The 24,283-nt window shown below is 60.8% G+C and carries 22 protein-coding genes and 1 pseudogene; 11 read left to right on the top strand and 12 right to left on the bottom strand.

Translation table 11 applies throughout. The annotated features are described in order from the left end of the window. Nucleotides 1-35: 35 nt before the first annotated feature. From CKW07_RS19645 to CKW07_RS19630, 4 genes are all read right to left on the bottom strand, one after another. Nucleotides 36-1,241: an MFS transporter gene (locus tag CKW07_RS19645; protein ID WP_095146630.1), complete on the bottom strand. Its 1,206-nt coding sequence runs from the start codon at nucleotides 1,239-1,241 to the stop codon at nucleotides 36-38. A gap of 248 nt (nucleotides 1,242-1,489) precedes the next feature. Beyond that, nucleotides 1,490-2,755 (bottom strand): MFS transporter, encoded by a 1,266-nt coding sequence (locus CKW07_RS19640; RefSeq protein WP_095146629.1) that lies wholly within the window; start codon nucleotides 2,753-2,755, stop codon nucleotides 1,490-1,492. A 51-nt stretch (nucleotides 2,756-2,806) separates the two neighbouring features. After that, on the bottom strand, nucleotides 2,807-3,877 hold the full coding sequence (locus tag CKW07_RS19635; protein WP_095146628.1) for a sugar phosphate isomerase/epimerase: 1,071 nt from the start codon (nucleotides 3,875-3,877) through the stop codon (nucleotides 2,807-2,809). A gap of 107 nt (nucleotides 3,878-3,984) precedes the next feature. Beyond that, nucleotides 3,985-5,487, bottom strand: a complete 1,503-nt coding sequence (locus tag CKW07_RS19630; RefSeq protein WP_095146627.1) for a PLP-dependent aminotransferase family protein — start codon at nucleotides 5,485-5,487, stop codon at nucleotides 3,985-3,987. Between the two features lie 327 nt (nucleotides 5,488-5,814). Between CKW07_RS19630 and CKW07_RS19625 the strand changes: the two are divergent. Together CKW07_RS19625 and CKW07_RS19620 are read left to right on the top strand one after the other, a co-directional pair. After that, a pseudogene (locus tag CKW07_RS19625) lies at nucleotides 5,815-6,126 on the top strand (fatty acid--CoA ligase); the annotation flags it as partial. 144 nt (nucleotides 6,127-6,270) lie between these two features. Then, on the top strand, nucleotides 6,271-6,600 hold the full coding sequence (locus tag CKW07_RS19620) for a hypothetical protein (RefSeq protein WP_095146625.1): 330 nt from the start codon (nucleotides 6,271-6,273) through the stop codon (nucleotides 6,598-6,600). Here the strand turns inward: CKW07_RS19620 and CKW07_RS19615 are convergent. After that, nucleotides 6,597-7,394, bottom strand: a complete 798-nt coding sequence (locus tag CKW07_RS19615; protein WP_095146624.1) for an alpha/beta fold hydrolase — start codon at nucleotides 7,392-7,394, stop codon at nucleotides 6,597-6,599. The two genes, CKW07_RS19620 and CKW07_RS19615, sit on opposite strands and share 4 nt — an antisense overlap. Nucleotides 7,395-7,588: 194 nt before the next feature. On the opposite strand from CKW07_RS19615, the gene CKW07_RS19610 reads away from it, so the two are divergent. Together CKW07_RS19610 and CKW07_RS19605 are read left to right on the top strand one after the other, a co-directional pair. Next, the gene (locus CKW07_RS19610) at nucleotides 7,589-8,044 is read left to right on the top strand and encodes a YMGG-like glycine zipper-containing protein (RefSeq protein ID WP_095146623.1); all 456 of its coding nucleotides are present in this window, start codon (nucleotides 7,589-7,591) and stop codon (nucleotides 8,042-8,044) included. A gap of 190 nt (nucleotides 8,045-8,234) precedes the next feature. After that, nucleotides 8,235-9,680 (top strand): SulP family inorganic anion transporter, encoded by a 1,446-nt coding sequence (locus CKW07_RS19605; RefSeq protein WP_095146622.1) that lies wholly within the window; start codon nucleotides 8,235-8,237, stop codon nucleotides 9,678-9,680. Nucleotides 9,681-9,928: 248 nt separating this feature from the next. Here CKW07_RS19605 and CKW07_RS19600 read toward each other — a convergent pair whose 3' ends face one another. Next, nucleotides 9,929-10,828 (bottom strand): bile acid:sodium symporter family protein, encoded by a 900-nt coding sequence (locus tag CKW07_RS19600; RefSeq protein WP_095146621.1) that lies wholly within the window; start codon nucleotides 10,826-10,828, stop codon nucleotides 9,929-9,931. Between the two features lie 239 nt (nucleotides 10,829-11,067). Here CKW07_RS19600 and CKW07_RS19595 point away from each other — a divergent pair, with 239 nt between their 5' ends. Together CKW07_RS19595 and CKW07_RS19590 are read left to right on the top strand one after the other, a co-directional pair. Then, nucleotides 11,068-11,730 carry a hypothetical protein gene (locus tag CKW07_RS19595; protein WP_095146620.1) on the top strand — a complete coding sequence of 221 codons (663 nt, stop codon included), beginning with the start codon at nucleotides 11,068-11,070 and terminating at the stop codon, nucleotides 11,728-11,730. A gap of 169 nt (nucleotides 11,731-11,899) precedes the next feature. Next, the gene (locus tag CKW07_RS19590; protein ID WP_095146619.1) at nucleotides 11,900-13,258 is read left to right on the top strand and encodes an MATE family efflux transporter; all 1,359 of its coding nucleotides are present in this window, start codon (nucleotides 11,900-11,902) and stop codon (nucleotides 13,256-13,258) included. A gap of 67 nt (nucleotides 13,259-13,325) precedes the next feature. On the opposite strand, the gene CKW07_RS19585 is transcribed toward CKW07_RS19590, so the two are convergent. From CKW07_RS19585 to CKW07_RS19570, 4 genes are all read right to left on the bottom strand, one after another. Further along, complete coding sequence (locus CKW07_RS19585) at nucleotides 13,326-13,979, bottom strand: peroxiredoxin (protein ID WP_095146618.1); 654 nt, start codon at nucleotides 13,977-13,979, stop codon at nucleotides 13,326-13,328. Nucleotides 13,980-14,202: 223 nt separating this feature from the next. Beyond that, nucleotides 14,203-14,820, bottom strand: a complete 618-nt coding sequence (locus CKW07_RS19580) for a hypothetical protein (protein WP_176465343.1) — start codon at nucleotides 14,818-14,820, stop codon at nucleotides 14,203-14,205. A gap of 139 nt (nucleotides 14,821-14,959) precedes the next feature. Then, complete coding sequence (locus CKW07_RS19575; protein WP_095146617.1) at nucleotides 14,960-16,045, bottom strand: NAD(P)-binding domain-containing protein; 1,086 nt, start codon at nucleotides 16,043-16,045, stop codon at nucleotides 14,960-14,962. A 36-nt stretch (nucleotides 16,046-16,081) separates the two neighbouring features. Next, complete coding sequence (locus tag CKW07_RS19570) at nucleotides 16,082-16,429, bottom strand: helix-turn-helix transcriptional regulator (protein ID WP_095146616.1); 348 nt, start codon at nucleotides 16,427-16,429, stop codon at nucleotides 16,082-16,084. A 433-nt stretch (nucleotides 16,430-16,862) separates the two neighbouring features. Between CKW07_RS19570 and CKW07_RS19565 the strand changes: the two genes are divergently transcribed. The 3 genes from CKW07_RS19565 (at nucleotide 16,863) to arsJ (ending at nucleotide 19,545) form a co-directional block, all read left to right on the top strand. After that, nucleotides 16,863-17,219: a metalloregulator ArsR/SmtB family transcription factor gene (locus CKW07_RS19565; protein WP_095146615.1), complete on the top strand. Its 357-nt coding sequence runs from the start codon at nucleotides 16,863-16,865 to the stop codon at nucleotides 17,217-17,219. A gap of 88 nt (nucleotides 17,220-17,307) precedes the next feature. Then, nucleotides 17,308-18,312, top strand: a complete 1,005-nt coding sequence (locus CKW07_RS19560; RefSeq protein ID WP_095146614.1) for an ArsJ-associated glyceraldehyde-3-phosphate dehydrogenase — start codon at nucleotides 17,308-17,310, stop codon at nucleotides 18,310-18,312. A 12-nt stretch (nucleotides 18,313-18,324) separates the two neighbouring features. Further along, nucleotides 18,325-19,545 carry an organoarsenical effux MFS transporter ArsJ gene (gene arsJ, locus CKW07_RS19555; RefSeq protein WP_095146613.1) on the top strand — a complete coding sequence of 407 codons (1,221 nt, stop codon included), beginning with the start codon at nucleotides 18,325-18,327 and terminating at the stop codon, nucleotides 19,543-19,545. 83 nt (nucleotides 19,546-19,628) lie between these two features. On the opposite strand, the gene CKW07_RS25990 is transcribed toward arsJ, so the two are convergent. Together CKW07_RS25990 and CKW07_RS19545 are read right to left on the bottom strand one after the other, a co-directional pair. Beyond that, the gene (locus tag CKW07_RS25990; RefSeq protein ID WP_218192037.1) at nucleotides 19,629-19,931 is read right to left on the bottom strand and encodes a GNAT family N-acetyltransferase; all 303 of its coding nucleotides are present in this window, start codon (nucleotides 19,929-19,931) and stop codon (nucleotides 19,629-19,631) included. A gap of 317 nt (nucleotides 19,932-20,248) precedes the next feature. Then, nucleotides 20,249-21,103 (bottom strand): CAP domain-containing protein, encoded by an 855-nt coding sequence (locus tag CKW07_RS19545; protein WP_095146612.1) that lies wholly within the window; start codon nucleotides 21,101-21,103, stop codon nucleotides 20,249-20,251. A 200-nt stretch (nucleotides 21,104-21,303) separates the two neighbouring features. Here CKW07_RS19545 and CKW07_RS19540 point away from each other — a divergent pair, with 200 nt between their 5' ends. Continuing rightward, entirely contained in the window at nucleotides 21,304-21,924 is a 621-nt protein-coding gene (locus tag CKW07_RS19540; RefSeq protein ID WP_095146611.1) for a cell wall hydrolase, read from the top strand. Between the two features lie 457 nt (nucleotides 21,925-22,381). Then, the gene (gene mqo / locus CKW07_RS19535) at nucleotides 22,382-24,028 is read left to right on the top strand and encodes a malate dehydrogenase (quinone) (protein WP_095146610.1); all 1,647 of its coding nucleotides are present in this window, start codon (nucleotides 22,382-22,384) and stop codon (nucleotides 24,026-24,028) included. Nucleotides 24,029-24,283 lie beyond the last annotated feature (255 nt).

Genomic DNA, 24,283 nt, shown 5'->3' with positions numbered 1-24,283 from the left:
GAATCACGCAAGGTGCGACTGTCGGACGCCGATCCTCAATCAGCTTCCTGAACCTTGGCATGACTCAGGCTGGAAGCCCCCAGGCAGTAGAACAATCCCCCCGCAACAATGAACAGGGCGAGCATGTAGAAAATGTAGTGGGGGGGCTGGCTCGCCAATACGATGCCGCACAGCACCGGGCCCAGTGCCGCGCCGAGGCTGGCCAGGTTTTGCGCGCCGTAATACATGCCGCGCAGGTGGTCGGGGGCGATCTTGTCGATGAACATGTATTCAGCCGGGAACACGATAATTTCGCCGATCGTGAAAATGACCATGGAAATCACCCAGAGCACCACCGTGGTCGACAGGGCAAAGCCCGCCAGACCCAGTATGAACATGCTCAGCCCCGCCGCCAGCCACCGACTCAGGTGCCGGTGGGAAATCCTTCTGCCAATGGCGTACTGCAAGCCGATCACCGTCAGCGCATTGGTCGCCAGCGCGGCACTGATGATCCGGTAAGTGGTCTCGGGCGTCGTCGTGACCACCAGGTACTGCGACAGGTAGGCCGCGAACTGGCCAAAGACCACGGCGCTGAGCAGCCCGCCGAGGGTGAAGCAGACTAACCGATAGTCCTGCAGCAGCAGTTTCCCCACGGCCAGGAACGGTGTGGAAGGGTGAGCCCCATCGGCGCTGCTCAGGTCTCTGTCGCCCCAGACGAAATAGAGGCAGAAGAACCCTGTGCCGAGCCCGGCGGACAACAGGAATGGCAGGCTGATATCCAGCTTGGCCATGGCGGCCCCGATAAACGGGCCAATGGCATAGCCGATATTGGTCAGGGTGTATTTGATCGAGAACACTTCGCTGCGTTCGGTGACGGGGAGCAGGCTGGCAAACCCTGCCTTGACCGCGATATCGATCACCGCATACGCCAGGTTGATCAGCACCAGGCAGAGGTAGAACAGCCAGAGATCGGGCGCAAGAAAGGCGCCGAGAAACCCCAGGGTGAACACCGCGCAACAGCCCAGAATCAACCGGTAGCTGGGCATCCGGTCCACCAGAAAGCCACCGTAGAGGCTCAGCAGCGAGCCGATGATCAGTGTGCTGCCAATGACCAGGCCGATGTCGGCGACGCTGAGGCCGAAACGGCTGGCAAGGTAGATGACCAGATAAGGCAGGGTGATCCCCCGCGCGAGGGTCAATATCAGGGGGGCCGACAGCAGTAATTTGACTGCTCTCGGGTAGCGCTTAAGCGTGGTCAGCATCCTTGCCTCATCATTCAACAGGTGGTTTCCAGGGTGTTCGCCAGTCGCACATCGTTGATCGATGCGTGGCAGCCAGCTTACTGGGAAATACCGTGCTGATTCATGATGATTTTTAGCCGATGTCTGGAGCTGAATTCATGAACAGGGAGCGTCCCTGTTTTCTTCCGGGCGATTATCGAGTGGTCGCTACCGGTCCCCGCCAGGAAGAGGCCTTGTCCAGCGCCTCTTCCCGATCAAGTGACAGGCACTCAAGCCTGGGAGGCGGCGACCCCGCCAGTGGCCGTGGCGTTGTTGCGTACAGCCCTGTACATCAGGCTCGAGACCATGAAGCCGATAATGGCCAGCACGCTCATCAGGCTGAAGACATAGTTGTAACCCAGCTCGCCCGGGAAGTGGTCGAGGATGGCGCCATAGATCACATAGGCGAACATGCCCGGCGCATAACCGATCAGGCAACCGATGCCGAAGGCCGAGCCGGTGATGTGCTGGGGAATGCCGACTTCACCCATGGGCGCCCAGAAGACGCCGCGCATGGAGAACACAATCAGCGCGAAGGACAGGGTGGCCGCCATACCGGCGTAGATGAAGCTCGGGTTTTTCGGGATCAGCATGATCACCGCCATGGCCGGCAACAGCGCCAGGAACGCCCACTTCAGGTAGCGGCTCGGGCTCTTGAACTGCTTGTCGGCAATGAAACCACCGGCCGGCCCGCCCAGGATCTTCAGGAAGTACTGGTTGATGATGCCGTAGGCGCCGACCAGTGCCACGGGCAGGCCATACATTTCCTTGAGGTAGGGAATGAAATAGGTCAGGCCGCAGTAGACGATGTAGACCATGAACACGTTGAGGCTGACCAGCCAGATACCGGGAACCTTGATGGCTTCGAGCAGGTTTTCCAGGCTGTTCTTGGGCTTGGCGACCGACTGCGTGGTACCGCCCTTGAGCAGGAACCAGGTCAGTGTGCCGGCCAGGATGTCGATAACCGAGTAGAACAGGATCGCCGATTTCAAGCCCGCTTCACCGGAGCCCATGGCCACGAAGACACCGAGGGCGGCAAACGCGACCAGGGTATCAACCACGCCACGCCCGCCTTCCAGCAGGCCGAACAGGCGGCCTTGTTCCTTGTCGTCGCCCAGGTTGCGAATGGCCTTGAGCAGCGAAGGCCAGAACAGGCAGTCGGCACAGACCGCCAACAGGCTGAACACGATCAGCAGATTGCTGAACGGCGGGAAGGTCGCCAGGTAGAGGCCCAGGCCACCAGTGCCGATCAGGCCGATGGGGATCAGCTTGCGCGTGTCGAAACGGTCCGCGAGCATGCCGCCGACGACAAACAGTGCGGTGGCGATGATCGCATTGGCGCTGAGCAGCAGGCCGATTTCAGTGTGGGTCAATCCCATGAATTCTTGCATGGGCACATAGAAGGCGTCCTTGAGGTTCGCCAGCTTGTAGATGGTGCCGCCACCGAGGATGAGAATCAGGAATCTGAGCCATTTGGCCTTGTCACGAGTTGTCATTATTGTTCTCCAGGCATCATTGAGTCGGCAGTGCCGGTTGTCACGTCAGGGTCAGGCGTTCGCGTGGTTGTCCAGGGTCAACTGGGCCAGGGTGCGGAATTCGGCCAGCAGGCTTCGTACATAGGCGACCTGGTTGTTCGCCCAGCGGTGTTCATCGGCCAGCATTCGCTCCAGTGTGAAGCCTACGGGCAGCGCTGTTTCACTCATTTCCCGGTAGGCAATGAACGGGTCGGCGACCTCACCGGTCTGGCGGAACGCCGGGGCGACATAGTGGTTCTCCTGCTCAAGGATGAACGCGATCACTTGCGGCGTTGTTTCGCCGAGCATCAACAGCTCGAACAGCATGCGGGCATTGGGCAGGTCATCTTCGTCACTGCCCTGCAGCACGCCGTAATGGCCGAAGCCGTTTTGCTCGGGCACCACGCGTACACCCTTGAGGTGGGTCTGGCGAATGTGCGGGGCCAGGTTACGCAGGGCCTGCAGGGGTTGTTCGCAGGCATTGATCATGTTGCCGAAGTCGAACAAGGCATGCAGGCGAGGATGGTTGAGCCGGCTCAGCAGCTGGGCGATTTCGTCGCTCTTGAGCTCCTCGTGCTGTTCGAAGTCGAAGAACAGGTCGTGCTCGTCGGCCTGTTGCGCCAGGTAGTGCAGGTCGGACTCGATCACGTCCATGACCCGGGACAGCGCCCCTTCATAGCGTGAGTAGACGCGGATGTTGCGGGTGCCCACGGCCCTGGCAATGGCGATCACTTGATCGACGTCTTTTTTCAGGGTGCTGCTGATTTCCAGGTGTACATCCAGCCCCAGGGCCTTGGCCTTGTCGGCGAACGCTTGCAGTTGCGCGGGTGTCATCTGGCTCAGGCTGTTTTCCTCGCCATCGAGCAGGTGCAGGCTCAGGCCCTGCAGTTCGTGGCGATAAGCGAAGTCCAGCAGGTCGGCCGGGGTGACGCGACCATGGGTGAGGTTGGTCAGCAACGGGTAGGCATGGGCAAACAGGCGCAGCTGCGCGAGTCGATCGAGCAACTGGCGGGCCAGTGCCTGCGTGAGTACGGGAGGGGCCCCGGCCTCGACAGCCTTGTGGCTGAGCAAGGTATTGAATCGCTCTTGGATCTTATTGTTCATTCGAGTCGTTCCTGGTTCAGACGCCGGGTCTACCGGCGCAGCCTTTATCGCGCCAGTCGGGAACTCTCGATAGATCCATTATTCGTTAATTGATAAGACCACTCGGTTCACGGGTGCAGGTAGCCCATGCTGATCAGTGCCCGGGCCAGTGCCTCGACGCGCTCCTGGGCCTTGTCCACGGGCGTGCCGGCGAAGCCGATCAACAGCGCCGGAGGCAACCTGTGCTGCAGGCAATAGTCGCTCAGGGCATAGGTGTGGATATTGTGCCGGGCCAGTTCCTTGGCGATGGCATCGTCATCCGTTTCCGCTGGCAGCCAGGCGATCAGGTGCATGCCGGCTTCCACCGGGGTGATGCGCAGGAAACTGCCCAGGCGTTGTTGCAGGTGCTCGACCAGTGCTTGCTGGCGAGCCTGGTAGAGCGTGCGCATGCGGCGGATATGCCCCAGGAAGTGACCCTCGACCATGAAGTCGGCGGTCACCGCCTGCAGGAGGGTGGGCGGGCTGCGATCCATGACCGCCCGCAAGGTGCAGAACGGCTCGATCAAGGCCTGTGGCAGGACCACGTAGCCCAGCCGCAATGAGGGGAACAGGACTTTGCTGAACGTGCCGACATAGATCACCCGGGCCCACTGATCCATGGCATAGAGCGCGGGGAGGGGGCGGCCGCTGTAGCGAAACTCACTGTCGCAGTCGTCCTCGATGATCCAGCTCTGGTTGTGCGCGGCCCAGTCGATGAGCGCCTGGCGCCGCGCATAACTCATGGTGATACCCAGCGGGTGCTGGCGCGAGGGCGTGGTAAACACCAGGCGCGCGTCGGGGCACTGGGCCAGGCCTTGCTCGATATCGATGCCCTGGTCGTCGATGGGCAAGGGCACCACCTGGCCACCCTGGGCCTGGAACGCGATGCGCGCCGCGATATGTCCGGGATCCTCCATCCACACACTGTCCTGCGGGTTGAGCAGGAGCATGCCCAGCAGGTTGAAGGCCTGTTGGGCGCCGGAAACGATCACCACCTGCTCGGCACTGCAGTCGATGCCATGGGCATCGAAGACGTATTCGGCAATCGCCGTGCGCAAGGCCAGCAACCCCTGCAGTTCGCCATAGCCGAGCATGGCCTTGGTCGGCTTGTGCAGGTGGCGGTTCATCAAGCGCTTCCAGATATGCTGCGGGAACGCGTCGTACGTGCTGTGGCTGGGCAGGAACGAGGTGGGGCTCGCGGGGTCCCAGTCGGCATAGGACACCCCGCGAAAATGACTGCTGCGCAGCGACAGCATCGACTGGCTCAGGTCGGACAGGCGCGGTGGCTGGCGCTGGCGATCCTCATCGGCGATGCCACGGTTTTCCCACTCGTTGCCGACATACGTCCCGGCCCCGGTGCGCGAGGCCAGGAAGCCTTCGGCAATCAACTGGTCGAAGGCATTGAGAATGGTGATCCGCGACAGCGCCAGCTCTTTGCTCAAGGTGCGGGTAGAGGGCAGGCGTACGCCTCCTTGCAACCGTCCGGACAGCACCTGTTTGCGGATCTGCAAATAGAGTTGACGGTAAAGGGGAATGGAGCTGGCACGGTCCAGCTCAATACCCGTCAGCAGCAAGCCGGCAGGGGATTTCATGACATGCTCGTCTGAATGGAGTAGGGGGTTGGCCTGGAATGATTTCAAGCCCCGGGTAGCGCAAGGGTAGCGAGCGGCAACGCAGAAGTCACCCACCGCAGACGTTGCGCGGGCCCCTGTGCCGAGGTGTTTGAGGATTGTGCGAGCGTTGCGTGCAGGCGTCGCACCTGTCATGAAATGCCAAGCCATTGTCGTTTGATGAGAAGCACCCCAGCGACCCGGGACCTACAGTCCAGCCAGCGCAATTCGACGCAGCCCGCCAACAGTGCGCAGGGGAGAACAACAACAATGGGTCGTGCTATCAACGCCAGCGCCGAGAGGCAGGGCAAGGATCGAATCAAGGACAGGGTCAAGGCCGGTACGGAGTGGATCCGTCCCCAGGACCTGGAGCGCCTGATCAACGAGCACGCGGCCGTCCGCTCGGTCGCGGTCGTCGGCATTGCCGACCGGCAATGGGGCGAGCGGCCCATGGCGCTGGTGGTGTGCGAGCCCGGCCAGTACCTGGACCGCAAGATCCTGGAGGCGCATCTGCAAGCGTTTGTCGAGCGTGGGCGGATCAACCCATGGGCGATCCCCAAGCAATTCAAGTTTGTCACGCAGATCCCTCAAGCCGGTGCTGGCAAGCGCGACCGCCAGTAGGGGCGGGCATTGGCCCGGCGGGCAGGTGCGTCAGGGTACGCAGGCGGCGCGAAAGTCTTTGCGAAATGAGGCAAACTGCTGGCCCCCCAGTTGTCGCTTCGTTGCCAAACTTGCTTTCTTTTCAGCAGGTTAGGTGTTTGCTCCATGCGGACTTTTGTATTGACCCTGACAACGTTCGCCCTGGCGGCGTTCTCGCTTGGGTCGCACGCCAGGGAACTGAGCAAAAACGAGCGTTATGTGTGCAACTGGGGCTCGGGAATCGCCGCCGGCGCCCAGGAGTCGAAGCTTTCCGGCATGTCGCTGTATGGCGCCCGCAAGCAGTTGCAGACCCGCAAGTTCCCGCAGCCGTGGATGCGCATGACGGCCTTCGGGATCACCGAGCAGACCTACAACAGCACTTCGCGCCTCAAACCATCGGCCGTCAAACAGACGTACTACGAGCAATGCGTCCAGCATGAGCTGGCCAAGCGTTAAAGACGCTCGATGAACTGCATGATCGCGGTATTGACCGGGTCCGGGTGGGTGATGGGGCCCATATGGCCCAGGTCCTCGAACTCCACGCATTCGACGTTCGGCAGTGCACGGATCAACAGCCGTGCCACGGCCCGCGAGGACGCCGGTGAGTGTTTGCCGACCATATAGAGCACCGGCAGCTCGAGGGCGCTGAACACCTGCAGCGGTGTCGGCTCGTTCAGTAGCGCGTGGGCCCAGCCCGGCAGATTGACCACCGAGGCGCTGATGGCGGGTTTGCGTTGCGACGGAATCTGTTCCCACGCCCCCGCACCCATCCAATAGTCAATGAACCGTTCCGCGGCGCTGTCCAGGTCGCCCGCCTCGAGGGACAGCCTTGCCTTGGCCACCACCTCACGAATGGCATCCGCCGCATTGGGCGGTGGTGTCTCGGCATCGAGCAGGGCAAACAGTGTCGGTTCGTACAGGGCCATGGCACGCACCCGGGTAGGGTTCTGCGCCGCGGCCACCAGCGCCACGGCGGCGCCATAGGAATGGCCCACCAGGATCAGCGGCTGGCCCGCTGTGGCCAGCACGGGTTCGGCGAGGGCCACTTCGTCACTCAGGGTGACGACCCGGTCGGTCGGCCAAGGAGGACTCTTGCCTGCACCCCATGAGTCCAGGGCCAGCACTCGAAAGTTCGCCGCCAGGCTATCCTGCAACTCGCGCCATTGTGCCGAGTGACTGGCGTTGGCGTGGAAGCAGACGATGCCCGGGCCTGCGCCAGTGTCCCGGAAGAAGGGTTCGACAGGTTTCATGTTGATCACATCCCGTTGCTCACCCCTCATAACTATAGATCGCCCCGGGGTGTTGTCCGTCAGATGCCGGGGAAGGACGACCGGCGGGATCTACACTGTTTCTACTGCACCGGGCTCGGCATCGCCCTGATAAGAGCCTGTCGTTCGCTCGGGCGTGGCGTTTTGCACGCTAACTCACTGTTTTGGAGGTCATCATGAACAGGTTGTCGTCCCTTGGCCTATGTGTCGCGCTGTCGGTTTGCTGGACCCAGGGATGGGCCGAGTCGGTGGTGCCGACCAAAGGCCAAAGCCCGGAACAAACCCAGCTGGACATCAACGAGTGCCATAACGTGGCGGCCAGTCAAAGTACTTCGTCGGACTCTTCTTCAGGAGGCGGCAGGCTCAAGGGCGCCGCAGTGGGCGCGGCGGCAGGTGCAGCGGGGGCGCAGGTCAGGGGTAATCAGCGTGACGAGGCTTACGATCGGGTGGACGACGACGTCAAGCAGGAGTATCGCCAGGATCGAGCCAAGGAAACAGCGGCGGTGGGCATGGTGGTCGGAGGCTCGCGTCAGCGTCAGGAGCGCCGCGAGGAAGAAAAGACCAGCACCTCGACCAGCTCGACGGTCTATACCAGTTGCCTGCAAGGGAAGGGGTATCAGGTCACGCCATGACTCCCGGTGACTGGCCAGCGGCCCGAACAGACTGATCAAACCGCTGCGCCAGCGTCGGGGTCCGGGGGCCGCCCGCCAGTTGCCACGACCTGGCAACTGGTCGGGTGGCCGGCAATTGCGTAACATCCCCAGCCCTCTTTTCCCGCCATTCCCTGCGGCCGCTTTCGCCGGCCCATCGTTTAGGTACTCCATGAAGCCTGCTCGTCTGCGTGCTGATGTCCTGGCCGGACTCACCACCTCGTTCGCCCTGTTGCCCGAGTGCATCGCCTTCGCCCTGGTGGCCCACCTCAATCCGCTGATGGGGCTGTACGGTGCGTTTATCATCTGCACCCTCACGGCGCTGTTCGGTGGCCGGCCGGGCATGGTGTCCGGTGCCGCCGGCTCGATGGCCGTGGTGATCGTCGCCCTGGTGGTGCAGCACGGGGTGCAGTATTTGCTCGCCACCGTGTTGCTCGGCGGGTTGATCATGATTGCCTTTGGCCTGATGCGCCTGGGCAAGCTGGTGCGCATGGTGCCGCACCCGGTAATGCTGGGCTTCGTCAACGGCCTGGCGATCATCATCGCCCTGGCCCAGCTGGAGCACTTCAAGAGCGGTGAAGGCTGGCTGAGTGGCACGCCGCTGTACATGATGATCGGCCTGGTGGCGCTGACCATGGCCATCGTCTACGTGCTGCCGCGCTTGACCCGCGCGGTGCCGCCGGCGCTGGTGGCGATCCTCGGCGTCGGTCTGGCGGTGTACCTGCTGGGCCTGCCGACCCGTACCCTGGGCGACATGGCGCACATTGCCGGCGGCTTGCCCGGCTTCGCGCTGCCCGATATTGCGTGGAACCTGGAAACCCTGCGCATTGTCGCGCCTTACGCGATATTGATGGCCCTGGTCGGCCTGCTGGAAACCCTGCTGACCCTGAACCTGACCGACGAGATCACCGAGAGCCGCGGCTACCCAGACCGCGAGTGCGTGGCGCTGGGGGCGGCCAATATGGTGTCGGGAGTGTTCGGTGGCATGGGTGGCTGCGCCATGATCGGCCAGACCGTGATCAACCTCAGTTCCGGTGGCCGTGGCCGTCTCAGCGGTGCGGTGGCCGGGGTGCTGATCCTGCTGTTCGTGCTGTTCCTGTCACCGCTGATCGAGCGCATCCCGCTGGCGGCGCTGGTGGGGGTGATGTTCGTGGTGTCACAGCAGACCTTTGCCTGGGCCTCGCTGCGGGTGATCAACAAGGTGCCGTTGAACGATGTGCTGGTGATCATCGCCGTCACCGTGATCACGGTGTTCACCGACCTGGCCACCGCCGTGCTCTGTGGGATCATCGTTGCCGCGCTGAATTTCGCCTGGCAGCAGGCTCGCCAGCTTTATGCCGACAGCCACCAGGAAGCCGACGGCAGCAAGCTCTACCGGGTCCACGGCACACTGTTCTTTGCCTCGACTACACCCTTTCTCAACCAGTTCGACCCGGCCAACGATCCGGCCCGGGTGACCCTTGACTGTCGCCACCTGAGTTTCGTCGACTACTCGGCCATCGCCGCGCTGGACACCTTGCGTGAGCGCTACGTCAAGGCCGGTAAACAGCTGCGGGTGCTGCACCTGTCCGAGCGCTGCAAGAAGCTGCTCAAACGTGCCCGGGTCAGTCACGATTGAGGCTCGGCTGTAGCCATCGGTTTCGACCCGACGAACAAAAAAGGGCGTGCCAGTCAGTTAAGTAGAGCGGGGCGCATTGTAGGAGCGAGCATGCTCGCGATGAACTCAAGGGCAGCGCGTTGAGTCAGAAAACACGCGTTATCGTTAACGTCCATCGCGAGCTCGCTCGCTCCTACAGGGGGCCGCGTTCGCTTAACTGGAAAAACGCTGTTTTTCGTGGGGCCTTGCACAGGCCGCTATCCGTGCGATCAGCCGGCCGTTTCCCGCGCCTCGAGCGCCAGTTGCCGGCCGTGGACCCGGTTGACCCACCAACCGAAGCCTGCCGCCGTGAAGAACATGATGAAGCTGTAGATGGCCGCCGGAATGGCCATGGTCGGGCTGTTCAGCAGGCTCGGGCTCAGTGCCAGGGCGATGGCCAGGGTGCCGTTGTGGATGCCGATTTCCATGCCGATGGCCACGGCCTGGCGTTGCGGCAGGCGCAGCAGGCGCGGCACGCCGTAACCGATGGCCAGGCTCAGCAGATTGAACAGCAGGGCCGCCAGGCCCACCACCGGGGCGTAGTCGAGCACGGTTTGCCAGTCCTTGATAAACGCCAGGGCCACCGTGCCGAGCAGGAACAGCGCGGAAACGACCTTCATCGGCCGCTCCATGCGCGCGGCAAAGCGCGGTGCGAAGTGGCGCACCAGCATCCCCAGGCACACCGGGACCAGGACAATGGCGAACACCTGCAAGACCTTGGCAAATTGCAGGGGAATGGCTTGGTCAGCCGACATGAAATACAGCAGCGACAGATTGACCACCAACGGCATGCTGAGTATCGCGATCACCGAGTTGACCGCGGTCAGGGTCACGTTCAGTGCCACATCGCCGTGGGCCAGGTGGCTGTAGAGGTTGGCCGTGGTACCTCCGGGGGACGCTGCCAGCAGCATCAGGCCGACGGCCAGGGCTGGCTCCAGGCGAAAACCGTTGGCGATCAGGAAACAGAAGAACGGCAACACCAGCAGTTGGCAGATCAGGCCGATCAATACCGGCTTGGGGTACTTCACCACCCGCGCGAAATCGGCCGGGGTCAACGACAGGCCCAGGCCCAGCATGATGATGCCCAGGGCAATGGGAAGAAAAGCGGTCAGCAAGGGGCTGGCAGTCATTTGGTTGTTCCACTCGAGAAGGGGCGCCCACAAAGGTGTAGCACGCAGGGCGAAAATAGACAGCGCCTGCGTGCGGAACCTGCGTTCAGGCACTCATCGTTGCCAGCGACATCACCAAGGGGCTGCTTCATTGCCCGGCAGCCGATCCGTGGTTTGTTACTACACTGAAGTACGGGCGGCTATGCCCCTGAGGCACAATTGGCACGCATCATTCCACTGATTTTCATGAGGTAAGGCGTATGCAAGGTGCTGGCGAGCAAAAGCGGGTCCGGGTGCTCGATCCGGTCGAGCGTGTCACGGAGGTGATCTTCGGCCTGCTGATGGCCATGACGTTCACCGGCACCATCAGCGTGGCAACGGCGGGGCAGGAGGCCGAGCGCACCATGATGATCGCGGCGCTGGGCTGCAACCTGGCGTGGGGGTTGGCTGACGCGGTGATGTACGTGCTGCGCAGCGTCATCGAGCGCACCCGCAACCACACGTTGCTGACGACCCTGCGCGGTGGCGCGGACGCCACCACCGGCCAGGCGCTCATCGCCGATGCGCTGTCGCCACGCCTGGCCACCGCCGCCGGCAGCGATGGCCTTGAACTGTTGCGCCAGCGGCTGATCGACAACCCGGGCCTGCCGCTGAAGTCGGGCTTGCACCTGGAGGATTTCAAGGGCGCGTTGGGCGTGTTCCTGCTGGTGGTGTTGTCGACGTTCCCGCTGGTGGTACCGTTCCTGTTGCTGGAGGAGACCGCACTCGCGGTGCGCCTGTCCAATCTGGTGGGCCTGTGCGTGCTGTTCATCGCCGGGTGGATCCTGTCGAAATACGCCGGTGCAAAACCCTTGTTTGGCGCTGTGGCACTGGCCGTGACCGGTGCCGTGCTGATCGCCGCGATCATTGCGCTCGGCGGATAAGGGCGAACCGCGCCGGGCAAGCCATGCCGGTGATGGGCATTGACGAGGACGGGGGTGAGGGGATAGAACCGCTGCACTCGTCTATGTCCCGGACCTGTACAGTGACCCGCACCTTGAGCTCAGTCTCATTGGTTCCGTTCGCCACATCCCCAGCCGAGATGGATCCTCCATGCAAACCCCCGTCACCCAACGCCCCCTCTGGAAAACCTACCTGCTGTTCCTCGCCCCGATGGTCCTGTCCAACTTCCTCCAGTCCATGTCGGGCACAGTCAACAGTATCTATATCGGGCAAATGCTCGGCACCCAGGCGCTGGCAGCCGTGTCCGGGATGTTCCCCATCGTGTTCTTCTTCATTGCCCTGGTCATCGGCCTCGGTGCCGGGGCAGGGGTGTTGATCGGTCAGGCCTGGGGGGCTCGAGAGCCAGCTTTGGTGAAGGCGATTGCCGGCAGTACCTTGTTGCTGGGGGCGATGATCGGGCTGGTCGCCGCCGTGCTGGGCAGTGTGTTTGCGCGTCACGCGTTGCAAGGGTTGGGAACCCCGGCGGATGTGCTCGAAGAGGCGGTGGCCTATGCGCGGGTGATGATGTGGATCATGCCGCCGTTGCTGGTGTTTGTGCTGTTTACCCAGTTGCTGCGTGGGGTCAGCGATACGCTCTCGCCCTTGTTGGCGCTGGTGGTGTCGACCTGCGTCGGGCTGTTGCTGACGCCAGCGTTGATTCGCGGTTGGTTCGGCTTGCCGCAAATGGGCATCCAGAGCGCTGCGCTGGCGGGCCTGGCGGGTAACCTGGCGGCCATGGCGATGCTGGCGTGGCGCTTGAATCGCAAGGGCCATGCCCTGGCGCTGGATCGCGCGCTGTTGGCGGCGATGCGTCTGGACCGGGCAATCCTGGCCAAGGTACTGCGCATCGGGTTGCCGACGGGGTTGCAGATGGTGGTGATTTCCCTGTCGGAGTTGGTGATCCTGGCCCTGGTCAACCAGCACGGTTCCCAGGCCACGGCCGCCTATGGGGCGGTCACGCAGATCGTCAACTACGTGCAGTTCCCGGCCCTGTCGATTGCGATCGCCGCATCGATCCTGGGTGCCCAGGCCATCGGCGCCGGGCGAATCGAGCGTATCGGGCCGATCCTGCGCACCGGGTTGCTGATCAACCTGGGGCTGACCGGTGGTTTGGTGCTGTTGGGCTACTTGCTGTCGCACTGGTTGCTGGGGTTGTTCATCACCGAGCCTGCGACCCGGGCCCAGGCGGCACACCTGTTGCACATCATGCTCTGGAGTATGCTGGTATTCGGTTTCCAGGCGGTGATTGGCGGCGTGATGCGCGGCAGCGGAACGGTGATGGTGCCGATGGCGATCTCGGTGTTCTGCATCCTTGGCGTGGAGTTGCCGGTGGCATACCTGCTGGATGCGCGCTTCGGGCTGCAAGGGGTGTGGATGGCGTTTCCAGTGGCTTACCTGAGCATGCTGGCGCTGCAGACCACCTACTACAAACGGGTCTGGCAGCATCAGAAAATCGAGCGACTGGTATAGGGCAGCTCTGCCCATGGAGCAAAAACGCCCGGTGCTGTGGCGACAGCCCGGGCGTTTTGCTGTTTCCTTACTTCGGCGCCGGGATGGTGCGCAAGTAAGGCAGTTTGGCGTCGAAGTTGCCGTACTTCTCGCGGGCCTGATCATCATTGAGGGTCAGGGCGACGATCACATCCTGGCCCGCCAACCAGTTGGCCGGAGTGGCCAGTGGCACGTTGTAGGTCAACTGCAGGGCATCCAGGGCCCGCAGCACTTCGGCAAAGTTGCGACCCACGGACATGGGGTAGGTCATCGACAGCTTGAGCTTCTTGTCCGGGCCGATGATGAACACCGAGCGCACAGTGGCGGTATCGGCGGCAGTACGGCCATCGGGCAGGTAGGCTTCGGCCGGGAGCATGTCGAACGCCTTGGACACGGCCAACCCTTCATCGGCAATGATCGGGAAGTCGGCCTTGGTGCGGCAAACGCCTTCTATGTCAGCCTTCCATTTCTTGTGGGCCTCCACACCGTCTACCGACACACCGATGACCTTGGCGCCACGCTTGGCCCATTCGTCGGCCAGTTGCGCGACGGCACCGAATTCGGTGGTGCACACCGGAGTGAAGTCCTTCGGGTGAGAAAAGAGAATGGCCCAGCCCGAGCCTATCCAGTCGTGAAAATCGATGGGGCCCTGGTCCGTGTCGGCGTTGAAATCGGGAACGAGGTCATTGATGCGCAATGCCATGGGAGTCTCCTTCTGAGGGTGCATGAATTGCAAGCCTGGAACAGCCTAGCCCGGATTTGCCTGACTGTGGGCGTGTGAATCGAACAGGACTGTATCGCCATGTGAGTGTAGGAGGGCTGAGGACGTGTCGTCGGTCGTGGAGGGTGGCTTTCGACCCATGGCTCTCATTCGCGCAATCGTTGGGTCGGTGACTTTTTTCTGCATCGACAGGATTGCCACGAACTTACTTCAGCATGAATGCTGTTTTGAGCGGTATGACAACCTTGCGCACATTGTCCTTAAGAGTGATTTCTATCGTCCAGATGCCTATGGGATCGCCAGGCTCTGCGAGGAAATCGATCACGGGGGCGGCGAGGTATATATTGCTCGGCTCCTCCTTGAGGCGTCCTTGAAAACAAACGACATCTCGTTGATTGATCGATTCTGTACCGTCCGGCCTGATGACTTTCAAATCGCACGTTATGTTCGCTTCGTGATTGGCATCCAGCTCCGGATTGGCAAAGAAGGTCAGCGTGAAGATTCTTTCACCCAATGTAACCATTCGTGCTTCGTTAAACACGGGAGCGGTTTCGGGTGGAGTATTCCACTTTTTCTCCCAATCGGGATCGGAAGTGGTTAACAGCCAGCCACCAAACTCTCCGATGGATCGTCTTGATGCCGTGTCGGGGGATGGATTGCCATTTGAATCCATCCAGTAGCCGGCATACACACTGGACCATGAAAAAGACATCGCGATGAGAGCGGTGAGCAATCGAAAGTTCATGAGCGACTCACTATAAGTAGGCGCTATAAACGGCGTCATGTTTTGCGCAATTTGTATCTGATAACGCGCCATGTTCATGTGCAATGCCCTGTTCTGCTTGAGTGTAGCGGCAGAAACCGCGACACAGGGCCCAGAGAAGGAGCGGCACGTGCGATGGCATGAACAGGGGCTGATGGTCGGCTTGTGGCTGTGGGTTGCACCGATCGAAGCAACAGGGTCAAGGCCGCACTGCGGGCAGCCACTCTGCATCATAGGTACGCAGGTAGTGCAATAGATGCGGCAAGATGTATCCGGAGTCAGGTCCCACTCCTCTGAGGGTGGCCGACGCAAAGTTGCGCTGTTTTGGCAGCCCTACAAAGTACAAACCGGGGACGTGCGTAGCTAGTCCATCACACTGCATGACTCGTCCGCGGTCATCCATCACGGGCAAACCTTCGAGAAATGACAGGTTCGGACGGAAACCTGTCGCAAACACTAAAGTGTCTACACGCTCATGCTGACCATTCGTCCAGATAACACCCGTTGAGGTGGTCTGTGTGAACATCGCCTGTTGCGTGAAGTGTCTGGCGTTCAACGCCTTTTTATAGGTGCCATCGTCGAGCACAGGCGTACTTTGGTCACTTAGCCAGCGGGTTTTCTCCAGGCCTGTCCATTTCAACCAGAAGTGAAAGTCCGCCCCCAGAATCCGCTGCGCAACGAATCGAATCGGCTCTCGGGTAGCCAGCGTGACCGTGGCCACTTTGGCTAGATCATGCGCGATCTGCACGGCCGAGTTCGCAGCGCCAATCACAATGATGCGCTGCCCGCTGAAAGCCTGTGGATTCCGATATTCGGCACTGTGAAGGTGAGCGCCACTGAAGTTTTCGAGTCCTGGAACATCGGGTATATAGGGACGACTAAAGGCTCCCGATGCTACGACCACGGCTCTTGCCAATATGCGCTGTCCGTTGGCGGCCGTTATCTGGAACCCCCCATCTTCCTGATCTACCCGCACGACCTGAGTATCTTGGAGAATAGGCAGTTGGAAAAGGTCGGCATACTCCTTCAGGTACTGCACCACTTCGTCGCGAACAGGGTAGTGGCCTGGCGCTCCAGGGAACGGCAATCCCGGTAGAGAGGAATAGGCTGCCGGCGAGAACAGTTCGAGGCTGTCGTAGTAGTGACGCCAGTTCCCGCCAGGTTGCGATTGCTCGTCGAGAATGAGGGCGTTGAGCCCTTGTTGCTTAAAGTGCCAGCCGCTGGCCAATCCAGCCTGGCCAGCCCCGATGACAACAACATCGAACGGTTGGTTTGTCATGTTCATATGTGCGCACCTATGCACTTATTTGGTCAAATAAAATCAATCCGATCTACCTGGGCAGCACAGTGGCGTCATGTTCTTGGTGTGGTGGAGGATGTCTTCCAGGCGCTGGATGATGGCGGGGCCATCCACCTCGTAGAACATCTGCCGGCCAACCTTCGTGGCACGAACGATCCCTGCTTCAAGTAACACCTGGAGATGGCGAGAGACGACCGAGCGTTCCTGGGGCAATTGAGCCGCTATTTCGGTGACATCTGCTCGGCCTAACAGCATTACGCGCTTCAGCACGGCGACTCGTGGTGGTTCGCACAGGGCCTTGAAGAACGCGCCATCAATCGATTCGATGGCGGCCTCGATGGCTTTGGCTCGGGTAAGGGATGTAGTCATGTGGCGACTATATGTGCATGCTGGCGCACATGTAAAGCCTGAAAAGGGTCGGAGCTGCTCCTGTGAGGTTGAGGTATGGAAGCGTCTAGTGCAGCCGTGATGAGCGATTGAATAACAATATTTGAATATACGACGAATCGAATGTGAATTGCCAGAATTGCTCGTAAATTCATCACTGATAGCGCACTGATGCGAGCAAAGTCAGAGGTTAATCAGTGATCCTGGCTGCCAGCGATACATTCAGCAAACTTTACATCATATTCGTATAATCATATATTCATCCATCACAGCCTTGACGATACTTGGCAATAACCTGAAGAACGTGCGCGCTGTTCGTTTGGGTGGCGAGGGAAGGGCATCTGTTACACCCTTTACCGGATTCCTGAATGCCTCAAGATGCTTGTGCTGGTGGCAACCAGACAATGAGACCTCTATGACTGACCATCTGACACCCACCACCGTATTCAAATGCCTGGCTGACGAAACGCGTATTCGCCTGATGCTGCTCATCGTCCGTGAGGATGAATTGTGCGTGTGTGAGTTGACCTGCGCACTCAATGAGAGCCAGCCGAAGATTTCGCGCCACCTGGCGCAATTGCGCACTTGCGGGTTGCTGGAAGACCGTCGGCAAGGTCAGTGGGTCTATTACCACCTGCACCCCAGCCTGCCTGACTGGGTGGTCGCCATTCTGAAGGCCACTCTGGATGCCAACCAGCACTGGCTCAGTCCCGACGCCAAGCGCCTCGAGGAGATGGGTGACCGCCCGCAGCGGCTTGCTGCCTGCTGCTGAGTCGCGCCGGGCCTATCAGCGACATCAGCCAGTTCGACATTACCCCATCGATATTGCCCGCCGACAGCGGCCTTAAGAGAGCATGAGCATGAGTATCAAAGTAGGGATCAACGGTTTCGGTCGTATCGGTCGTCTTGCCCTGCGTGCAGCCTGGAGCTGGCCGGAGTTCGAGTTCGTGCAGATCAACGATCCGGCAGGCGACGCCGCGACTCACGCGCACCTGATCAACTTTGACTCGGTGCATGGCCGCTGGAACGAAGAAGCCAGCGCCGAGGGCGATCATGTTGTGATCGGCGGCAAACGCATCAAGGTGACCGCTAACAAAGAGATTGTCGACACCGATTGGTCGGGCTGCGATCTGGTTATTGAAGCCAGTGGCAAGATGAAAACCGTTGCTGTACTCCAGGCCTTCCTGGACCAGGGCGTGAAGCGCGTGGTGGTGTGCGCGCCCGTCAAGGAGGCAGGGGCACTGAACGTCGTCATGGGCGTCAACCAGCACCTGTTCGATCCGACGCAGCACCGCATCGTCACCGCGGCGTCCTGCACCACCAACTGCCTGGCTCCGGTGGTCAAGGTGATTCATGAGCACCTGGGCATTCGCCATGGCTCAATCACGACCATCCACGACCTGACCAACACCCAGAGCATTCTCGACCAGCCGCACAAGGATCTGCGTCGTGCTCGTGCCTCGGGCATGAGTTTGATCCCGACTACCACGGGTTCGGCCACTGCGATTGCCGAGATCTTCCCCGAGCTGCGCGGCAAGCTGAACGGCCATGCCGTGCGCGTACCGCTGGCCAACGCCTCTCTGACCGATTGTGTGTTCGAAGTGGCGCGCGCCACTTCGGCCGATGAGGTCAATGCGCTGTTCAAGGCTGCCGCCGCTGGCCCGTTGAAAAATATCCTCGGCTATGAGGAGCGCCCCCTGGTCTCCATCGACTACCGCACCGACCCGCGCTCCTCGATCATTGATGCGCTGTCGACCATGGTGGTCAATGACACCCAAGTGAAAATCTACGCCTGGTACGACAACGAATGGGGGTACGCCAACCGTGCTGTCGAGTTGGCCAGGCTGGTCGGCTCGGCCGTTTGACAAGGAGCGATCATGACGGCGTTGTCAGCCCTTTCCCCGCCAGTGCGCCAGTACCTGGTGGTCACCGGTAACTACTGGGCCTTTACCCTGACCGATGGCGCGCTGCGCATGTTGGTGGTGCTGCATTTCCACACGCTGGGCTACACGCCACTGCAAATCGCTGCACTGTTCCTGTTCTACGAGATCTTCGGTGTCATCACCAATCTGGTGGGCGGCTACCTTGGCGCTCGCCTGGGCCTGAACCGCATCATGAACATTGGCTTGGGCCTTCAGGTGGTCGCCTTGCTGATGCTTACGGTGCCTGCCGTCTGGCTGACCATCCCGTGGGTCATGGGGGCGCAGGCGATGTCGGGTATCGCCAAAGACCTCAATAAGATGAGCGCCAAGAGTTCGATCAAGCTGCTGGTGCCAAATAATCAGCAAGGCACGTTGTACCAGTGGGTGGCGATCCTCACTGGATCGAAGAACGCCCTGAAAGGGGTTGGCTTCTTCCTCGGTGGTGCGCTGTTGGCCTTGTTGGGATTCACAGGCGCATTGCTGGCAATGGCCGCGGTGCTGGCGCTGATCTGGTTGGCCAGCCTGTTCCTGTTGAAGAAGGATCTGGGCAAAGCCAAGGCTAAACCCAAGTTCCGCGACATCTTCTCCAAGAGCCGGGCGATCAATATCCTCTCGGCGGCGCGGATGTTTCTCTTCGGTGCCCGTGATGTGTGGTTCGTGGTGGCGTTGCCGGTCTACCTGAGCACCGTGTTTGCCTGGAGCTTCTGGCGGGTGGGTGGCTTCATGGCCGCTTGGGTCATCGGCTATGGCATCGTGCAGTCATTGGCCCCGAACATCACCGGGAAAAAGCGTGCTCACGTTCCCGATGGGCGAGCGGCCTCGGTTTGGGCCGCGTTGCTGGCCGGACTGCCTGCTGCCATTGCAGTGGGTCTCTCAGCGGGCTGGTCGCCGCAGATTGTGCTGTTGGGTGGGCTGATGGTGTTTGGCGCGTTGTTTGCGGTGAACTCATCCCTGCACAGCTATCTGATCGTTTCCTACGCGAAGGAGGATGGGGTGTCGCTGGATGTAGGTTTCTACTACATGTCCAACGCACTGGGCCGGCTGATCGGCACGATCCTTTCAGGCTGGGTTTATCAGTCCCATGGACTGATGGCTTGCCTGTGGATTTCCTCTGGCTTTGTGTTGCTCGCCGCGTTGATATCCATTGCCTTGCCCAGGCACGCCACCCAGGCTTGAGCGCCTGGAGGGCAGTGGCTTGGCTCGACCTCGCGCATACCCAGCGCGATGGCGGTTGCCGGTAATGCGAGCTTTTATCGGTGTCAATCACCGACGCTAAGCGTTTTGCACAGATAGATCGCTGAGGAGCCGCATAGTGTTGAGAATTGAGCCGTTTGGCTGATCGAGTCCGGTGCAGCGCAGCGATCCAGGCGTGAGTACCCATGAGCACTGAATAAGTCTGCAGCACTATTGGTCAGCAGATGCAGCGCAAGCACCTTATGGCCACAGGCGTAACGCTCCAGGGCAGCAAGCATGCGTGTCCCAATTCCTTGGCCACGCCTGGAGTCAGCAACAACCATTGAGCGCAGCAGCCGATCAGGGCCTTCGCCTTCTAACCCCCCCATACGCAATCCAATCCCCATCCAACTCGAAACGGAAGAATTGCTGGCCCGGTTGCCCCACGTCGTCAAACGGCAACCCTGAACCGCTTAATGCAAGGCGAAGTTTTTCGAGTTCAGCCCCCTCAACGGGTTTCATGAGCATGCTTGTCTCCTCTGGCAACCAACAATTTATAGACTCAATCCGCAGCGCCAGGTGAACAGGCTGGCGGCGGTATTCGTTGTTTTGGCCTGGGTCGTCGTTGCCGTTACGGTCTGGGGCATTTACGTTCACTGAGTCCAACGCGTTACGTTGCCAGGCTGGTCGCGGTCGAGCGACGACTTCATGGCGTGCCGAACATCGCCGTCCAGTAGATGCCCGCATCGCTCTTGGGATCAACCGCATAGGCGGCGCCCAGTTCACGGTACTGCGGGTTCATCAGGTTGGCGCAGTGGCCGGGGCTGGCCAGCCAGCCATCGATCACTTTGCGCGGGGTGTCCTGTCCGGCGGCGATGTTCTCGCCGATCTGCTGGCCACTGTAGCCCGCCAGTTCTGCCCGGTCTCCGGGGGTACGGCCGTCGCGGTCCTTGTGATCCAGGAAGTTGTTGTTGGCCATGGCGCGGGTGTGGGTTTCGGCCGCGGTTGCCAGTGTCGGGCTCCAGGCCAGCGGCGTGGCCGCGACAAAGGCCTGGGCGCCGCACTGGCGTGGCTGCTGGCGGGCGCTGTTGATCATCGTGAGCAGCTTCTGTCCTTCGGCCTGCCAGTCTCCAAGGCCTCCGGTCAGCAAGGGGCGGGCCAGGACGATGCGCCACTCGCGTCCGGCTCGGCTGACGCCGATATCGACGAACTGCGGGTTCAGCACCACCTGGCAAAAACTTTCCTGTACCGCTTTCATGGCGGCCTGAGGGTCATTGGGACCCTTGAGGCTGATCATCTGCACGTTGACCATCGGGTAAGCCGCGCGTGCCATGGCTTGCTGCAGGTCGCCGATGTTGCTCGCCGCGGGCAGCACCAGCCGCGGTTCGGCCGCCAGCGGCGGCAGTTCCAGGGATGCCTGGCCCGCACAGCGCTGGACCTGGCTGCGGTAGCTGTTGATCGAATCGATCAATTGCGTTGCATCGCTGGCCACGGCGGTGGCAGCGCACATCACGCCCAGCGACAACGCGGCAAGACGGATAACGGATGACAGGACGTGCATGGGGTTCTCCCTTGAACTGACTGGGCACATGATGCGCGATTTTGCCTCCCGCCGCGCAATGGCTTTTCTGGCTGATGGGCAATGGGTTGTCCATTGGTGGACGGGAATGTTTTGCCGCCCACCGTGTCGACTCATTAGAGGGCTGCGACTCACCCAGGGTGGCCGGCGGCTCAACCCGAGTTCAGGTAGAAGGTCCGACGATGCGCCCGGTGTGGATAGCCAGTGGTCTTGTTATCGCGTTACTGGGCGCTCAAGTGTTCGCCGCTGATGCTGTGCGAAACCCGGCCGCGGTCGAGGGCAAGGCCCAGGTCCTGGAGGAGAAGGCCGCCGACAAGGACGGTGCGACACCGCGACCCAAGGTTGAAACCATAACGCCTGCGGAAGTGCAGGTGGTCGATCCGGCAGGCCGCGCGCCGCTGGACGATGCCATTACCTGCCTGTCGCGGACCATTTACTGGGAGGCCAAGGGGATTGGTGCGGCCGATATGGAAGGGGTCGCCAACATAGTGATGAACCGCCTGGGTCATGAGGGTTTCCCCGATACGGTGTGCGCTGTGGTCAAGCAAGGTGTCGAGACCCGGACCTGCCAGTTTTCCTGGTGGTGTGACGGGCGTCCGGATCAGGTAGAGGAGGAGGCGCCCTACGCGACGGCCAAGGAAATCGCCCGCAAGGCCCTCAACCAGCAACTCAGGGACCGCACCCGTGGCGCCCTGTATTTCCATGACAGGACGGTAAAACCGGAGTGGGCGAGGGTGTACGTCAAGACCGCCGAGACCCGGAAATTCCTGTTCTATAAACCCCGCGGTGGCACGGCCCGCTAAATCCAAGTGCAGCAGGTCTTGCCGGGTGGTCATCCAGTCAGGAAATGAGAAACAGAAGCGCCTTCGTTGAGCGCGGCACCTGAGGTAGAATGTCGCGGCAAGGAGGCTCGCGGCGTTGGGGATCACAGGTTCGGTGTGTTGATGCGCCTACCTGTGTGAGCGCCGCGAAGCAGTTGACGGGCACAGGCGGCTAAGCGGGTCTAAGCTGTTTATTCACTGTGTTCGATGATGTACCCACAAGTATTAGTGTCACCCAAGTAGCTGAAGCCAATGACTAACAAAAAGTCAGCACAGGAGGGGCCTAAACGTGAGGTCGATCGAGTTTGTCGGCCTTATATGTTCACCCATCAGTCTTTCTGAGAGCGGGGTTCGACGGCATGCAGCCTTGCATGCGGTGAGCCAGGGCGCCTCATGGGGACGACGCGGGTGAATGGCGTTCTATCCTAGGTATTACCGTATGTTGAAGAAAATGAACAAGGGGCTACTCGGCCTGGCCATGTCGATGGCCCTTATGCCTGTGCATGCAGCCGAAACCAAGAAAGTCGATGTCCTGCTGATCGGTGGCGGCATCATGAGTTCGACACTGGGCGTCTGGCTCAATGAGCTCGAGCCGGGCATGTCGATGGAAATGGTCGAGCGTCTCGATGGCGTCGCCCTGGAAAGCTCCAACGGCTGGAACAACGCCGGTACTGGTCACTCCGCCCTGGCCGAACTGAACTACACGCCGCAAGACAAGAACGGCAACGTCGAGATCCCCAAGGCCATTGAAATCAATGAAGCCTTCCAGATCTCCCGTCAGTTCTGGGCCTGGCAGGTCAAGAATGGCATCCTGAAGAACCCGCATTCGTTCATCAACTCCACACCGCACATGAGCTTCGTGTGGGGCGATGACAACATCAAGTTCCTGAAGAAGCGTTACGAAGCTCTGCAGGCAAGCCCGCTGTTCGCTGGCATGCAGTACTCCGAAGACCCGGCGCAGATCAAGAAGTGGGTTCCATTGATGATGGAAGGCCGTGATCCGAACCAGAAGATCGCCGCCACCTGGTCGCCGCTGGGTACCGACGTGAACTTCGGTGAGATCACCCGTCAGTTCGCCAGCTACCTGCAAACCAAGCCGAACTTCTCCCTGAAGCTGTCGAGCGAAGTCGAAGACATCGTCCGCAACGAAGACGGCGGCTGGCGCGTTACCTACAAGAACCTGAAAGACGGTACCGAGACCCAGACCGACGCCAAGTTCGTGTTCATCGGCGCCGGTGGCGGTGCACTGCACCTGCTGCAGAAGTCGGGCATTCCTGAAGCGCGTGAATATGCCGGTTTCCCGGTAGGTGGCTCGTTCCTGGTGACCGAGAACCCGACCATCGCCGAGCAGCACCTGGCCAAGGCCTACGGCAAGGCCTCGGTTGGTGCGCCGCCGATGTCGGTTCCCCACCTGGACACCCGCGTGCTGGATGGCAAGCGCGTGATCCTGTTTGGCCCGTTCGCGACCTTCTCGACCAAGTTCCTGAAAGAAGGCTCGTACCTGGACCTGCTGACCACCACGACCACCCACAACGTCTGGCCGATGACCAAGGTCGGTATCAAGGAATACCCGCTGGTCGAGTACCTTGCTGGCCAGCTGATGCTGTCTGACGAAGACCGCCTCAACGCCTTGAAAGAGTACTTCCCGAACGCCAAGGCTGAAGACTGGCGCCTGTGGCAAGCCGGCCAGCGCGTGCAGATCATCAAGCGTGATGAAGCCGCCGGTGGCGTGCTGAAACTGGGCACCGAGATCGTGTCTTCCGAAGACGGCAGCATCGCCGGCTTGCTCGGCGCATCGCCTGGTGCATCCACCGCAGCGCCGATCATGCTGACCGTGCTTGAGAAAGTCTTCAAGGACAAGGTCGCAACCCCGGCCTGGCAGGAAAAGCTGCGCCAGATCGTTCCGAGCTATGGCACCAAGCTCAACAATGATCCGGCCCGTGTAGCCCAGGAATGGGCTTACACCAGCAAGGTCCTGGAGCTGGACCCACCACCGGCCATCAACCCGGCACTGGCTCCGACCACGGCACCTGTTGCCCCGGCCAAGCCACAGCCGAGCAACCCGGCTGCTGACATGGCCCTGTAAGTCATTGCCCCGGCCAACACGGTTGGTTGGGGCGCAGGCTTCAAGCAGATGTGAAAGAACCCCGGCCAGTGCCGTAATGCTGTTCAGTTAAAGTGATGAGGTCGCAATTGTAGGAGCGAGCTAGCTCGCGATGGACGTTAACGATTACGCGTACTTTCTGAGTAATCACGTAGTTCTTGAGTTCATCGCGAGCGCGCTCGCTCCTACAAAGGTCGGCGTACGCTTAATTGAACAGCATTGCGGCCAGTGCCGGGG

Source organism: Pseudomonas sp. Irchel s3b6, assembly GCF_900187415.1.
Lineage (GTDB): Bacteria > Pseudomonadota > Gammaproteobacteria > Pseudomonadales > Pseudomonadaceae > Aquipseudomonas.
The sequence above is the reverse complement of the archived record's forward strand: the minus strand, read 5'-3'. Positions and strand labels throughout refer to the sequence as shown.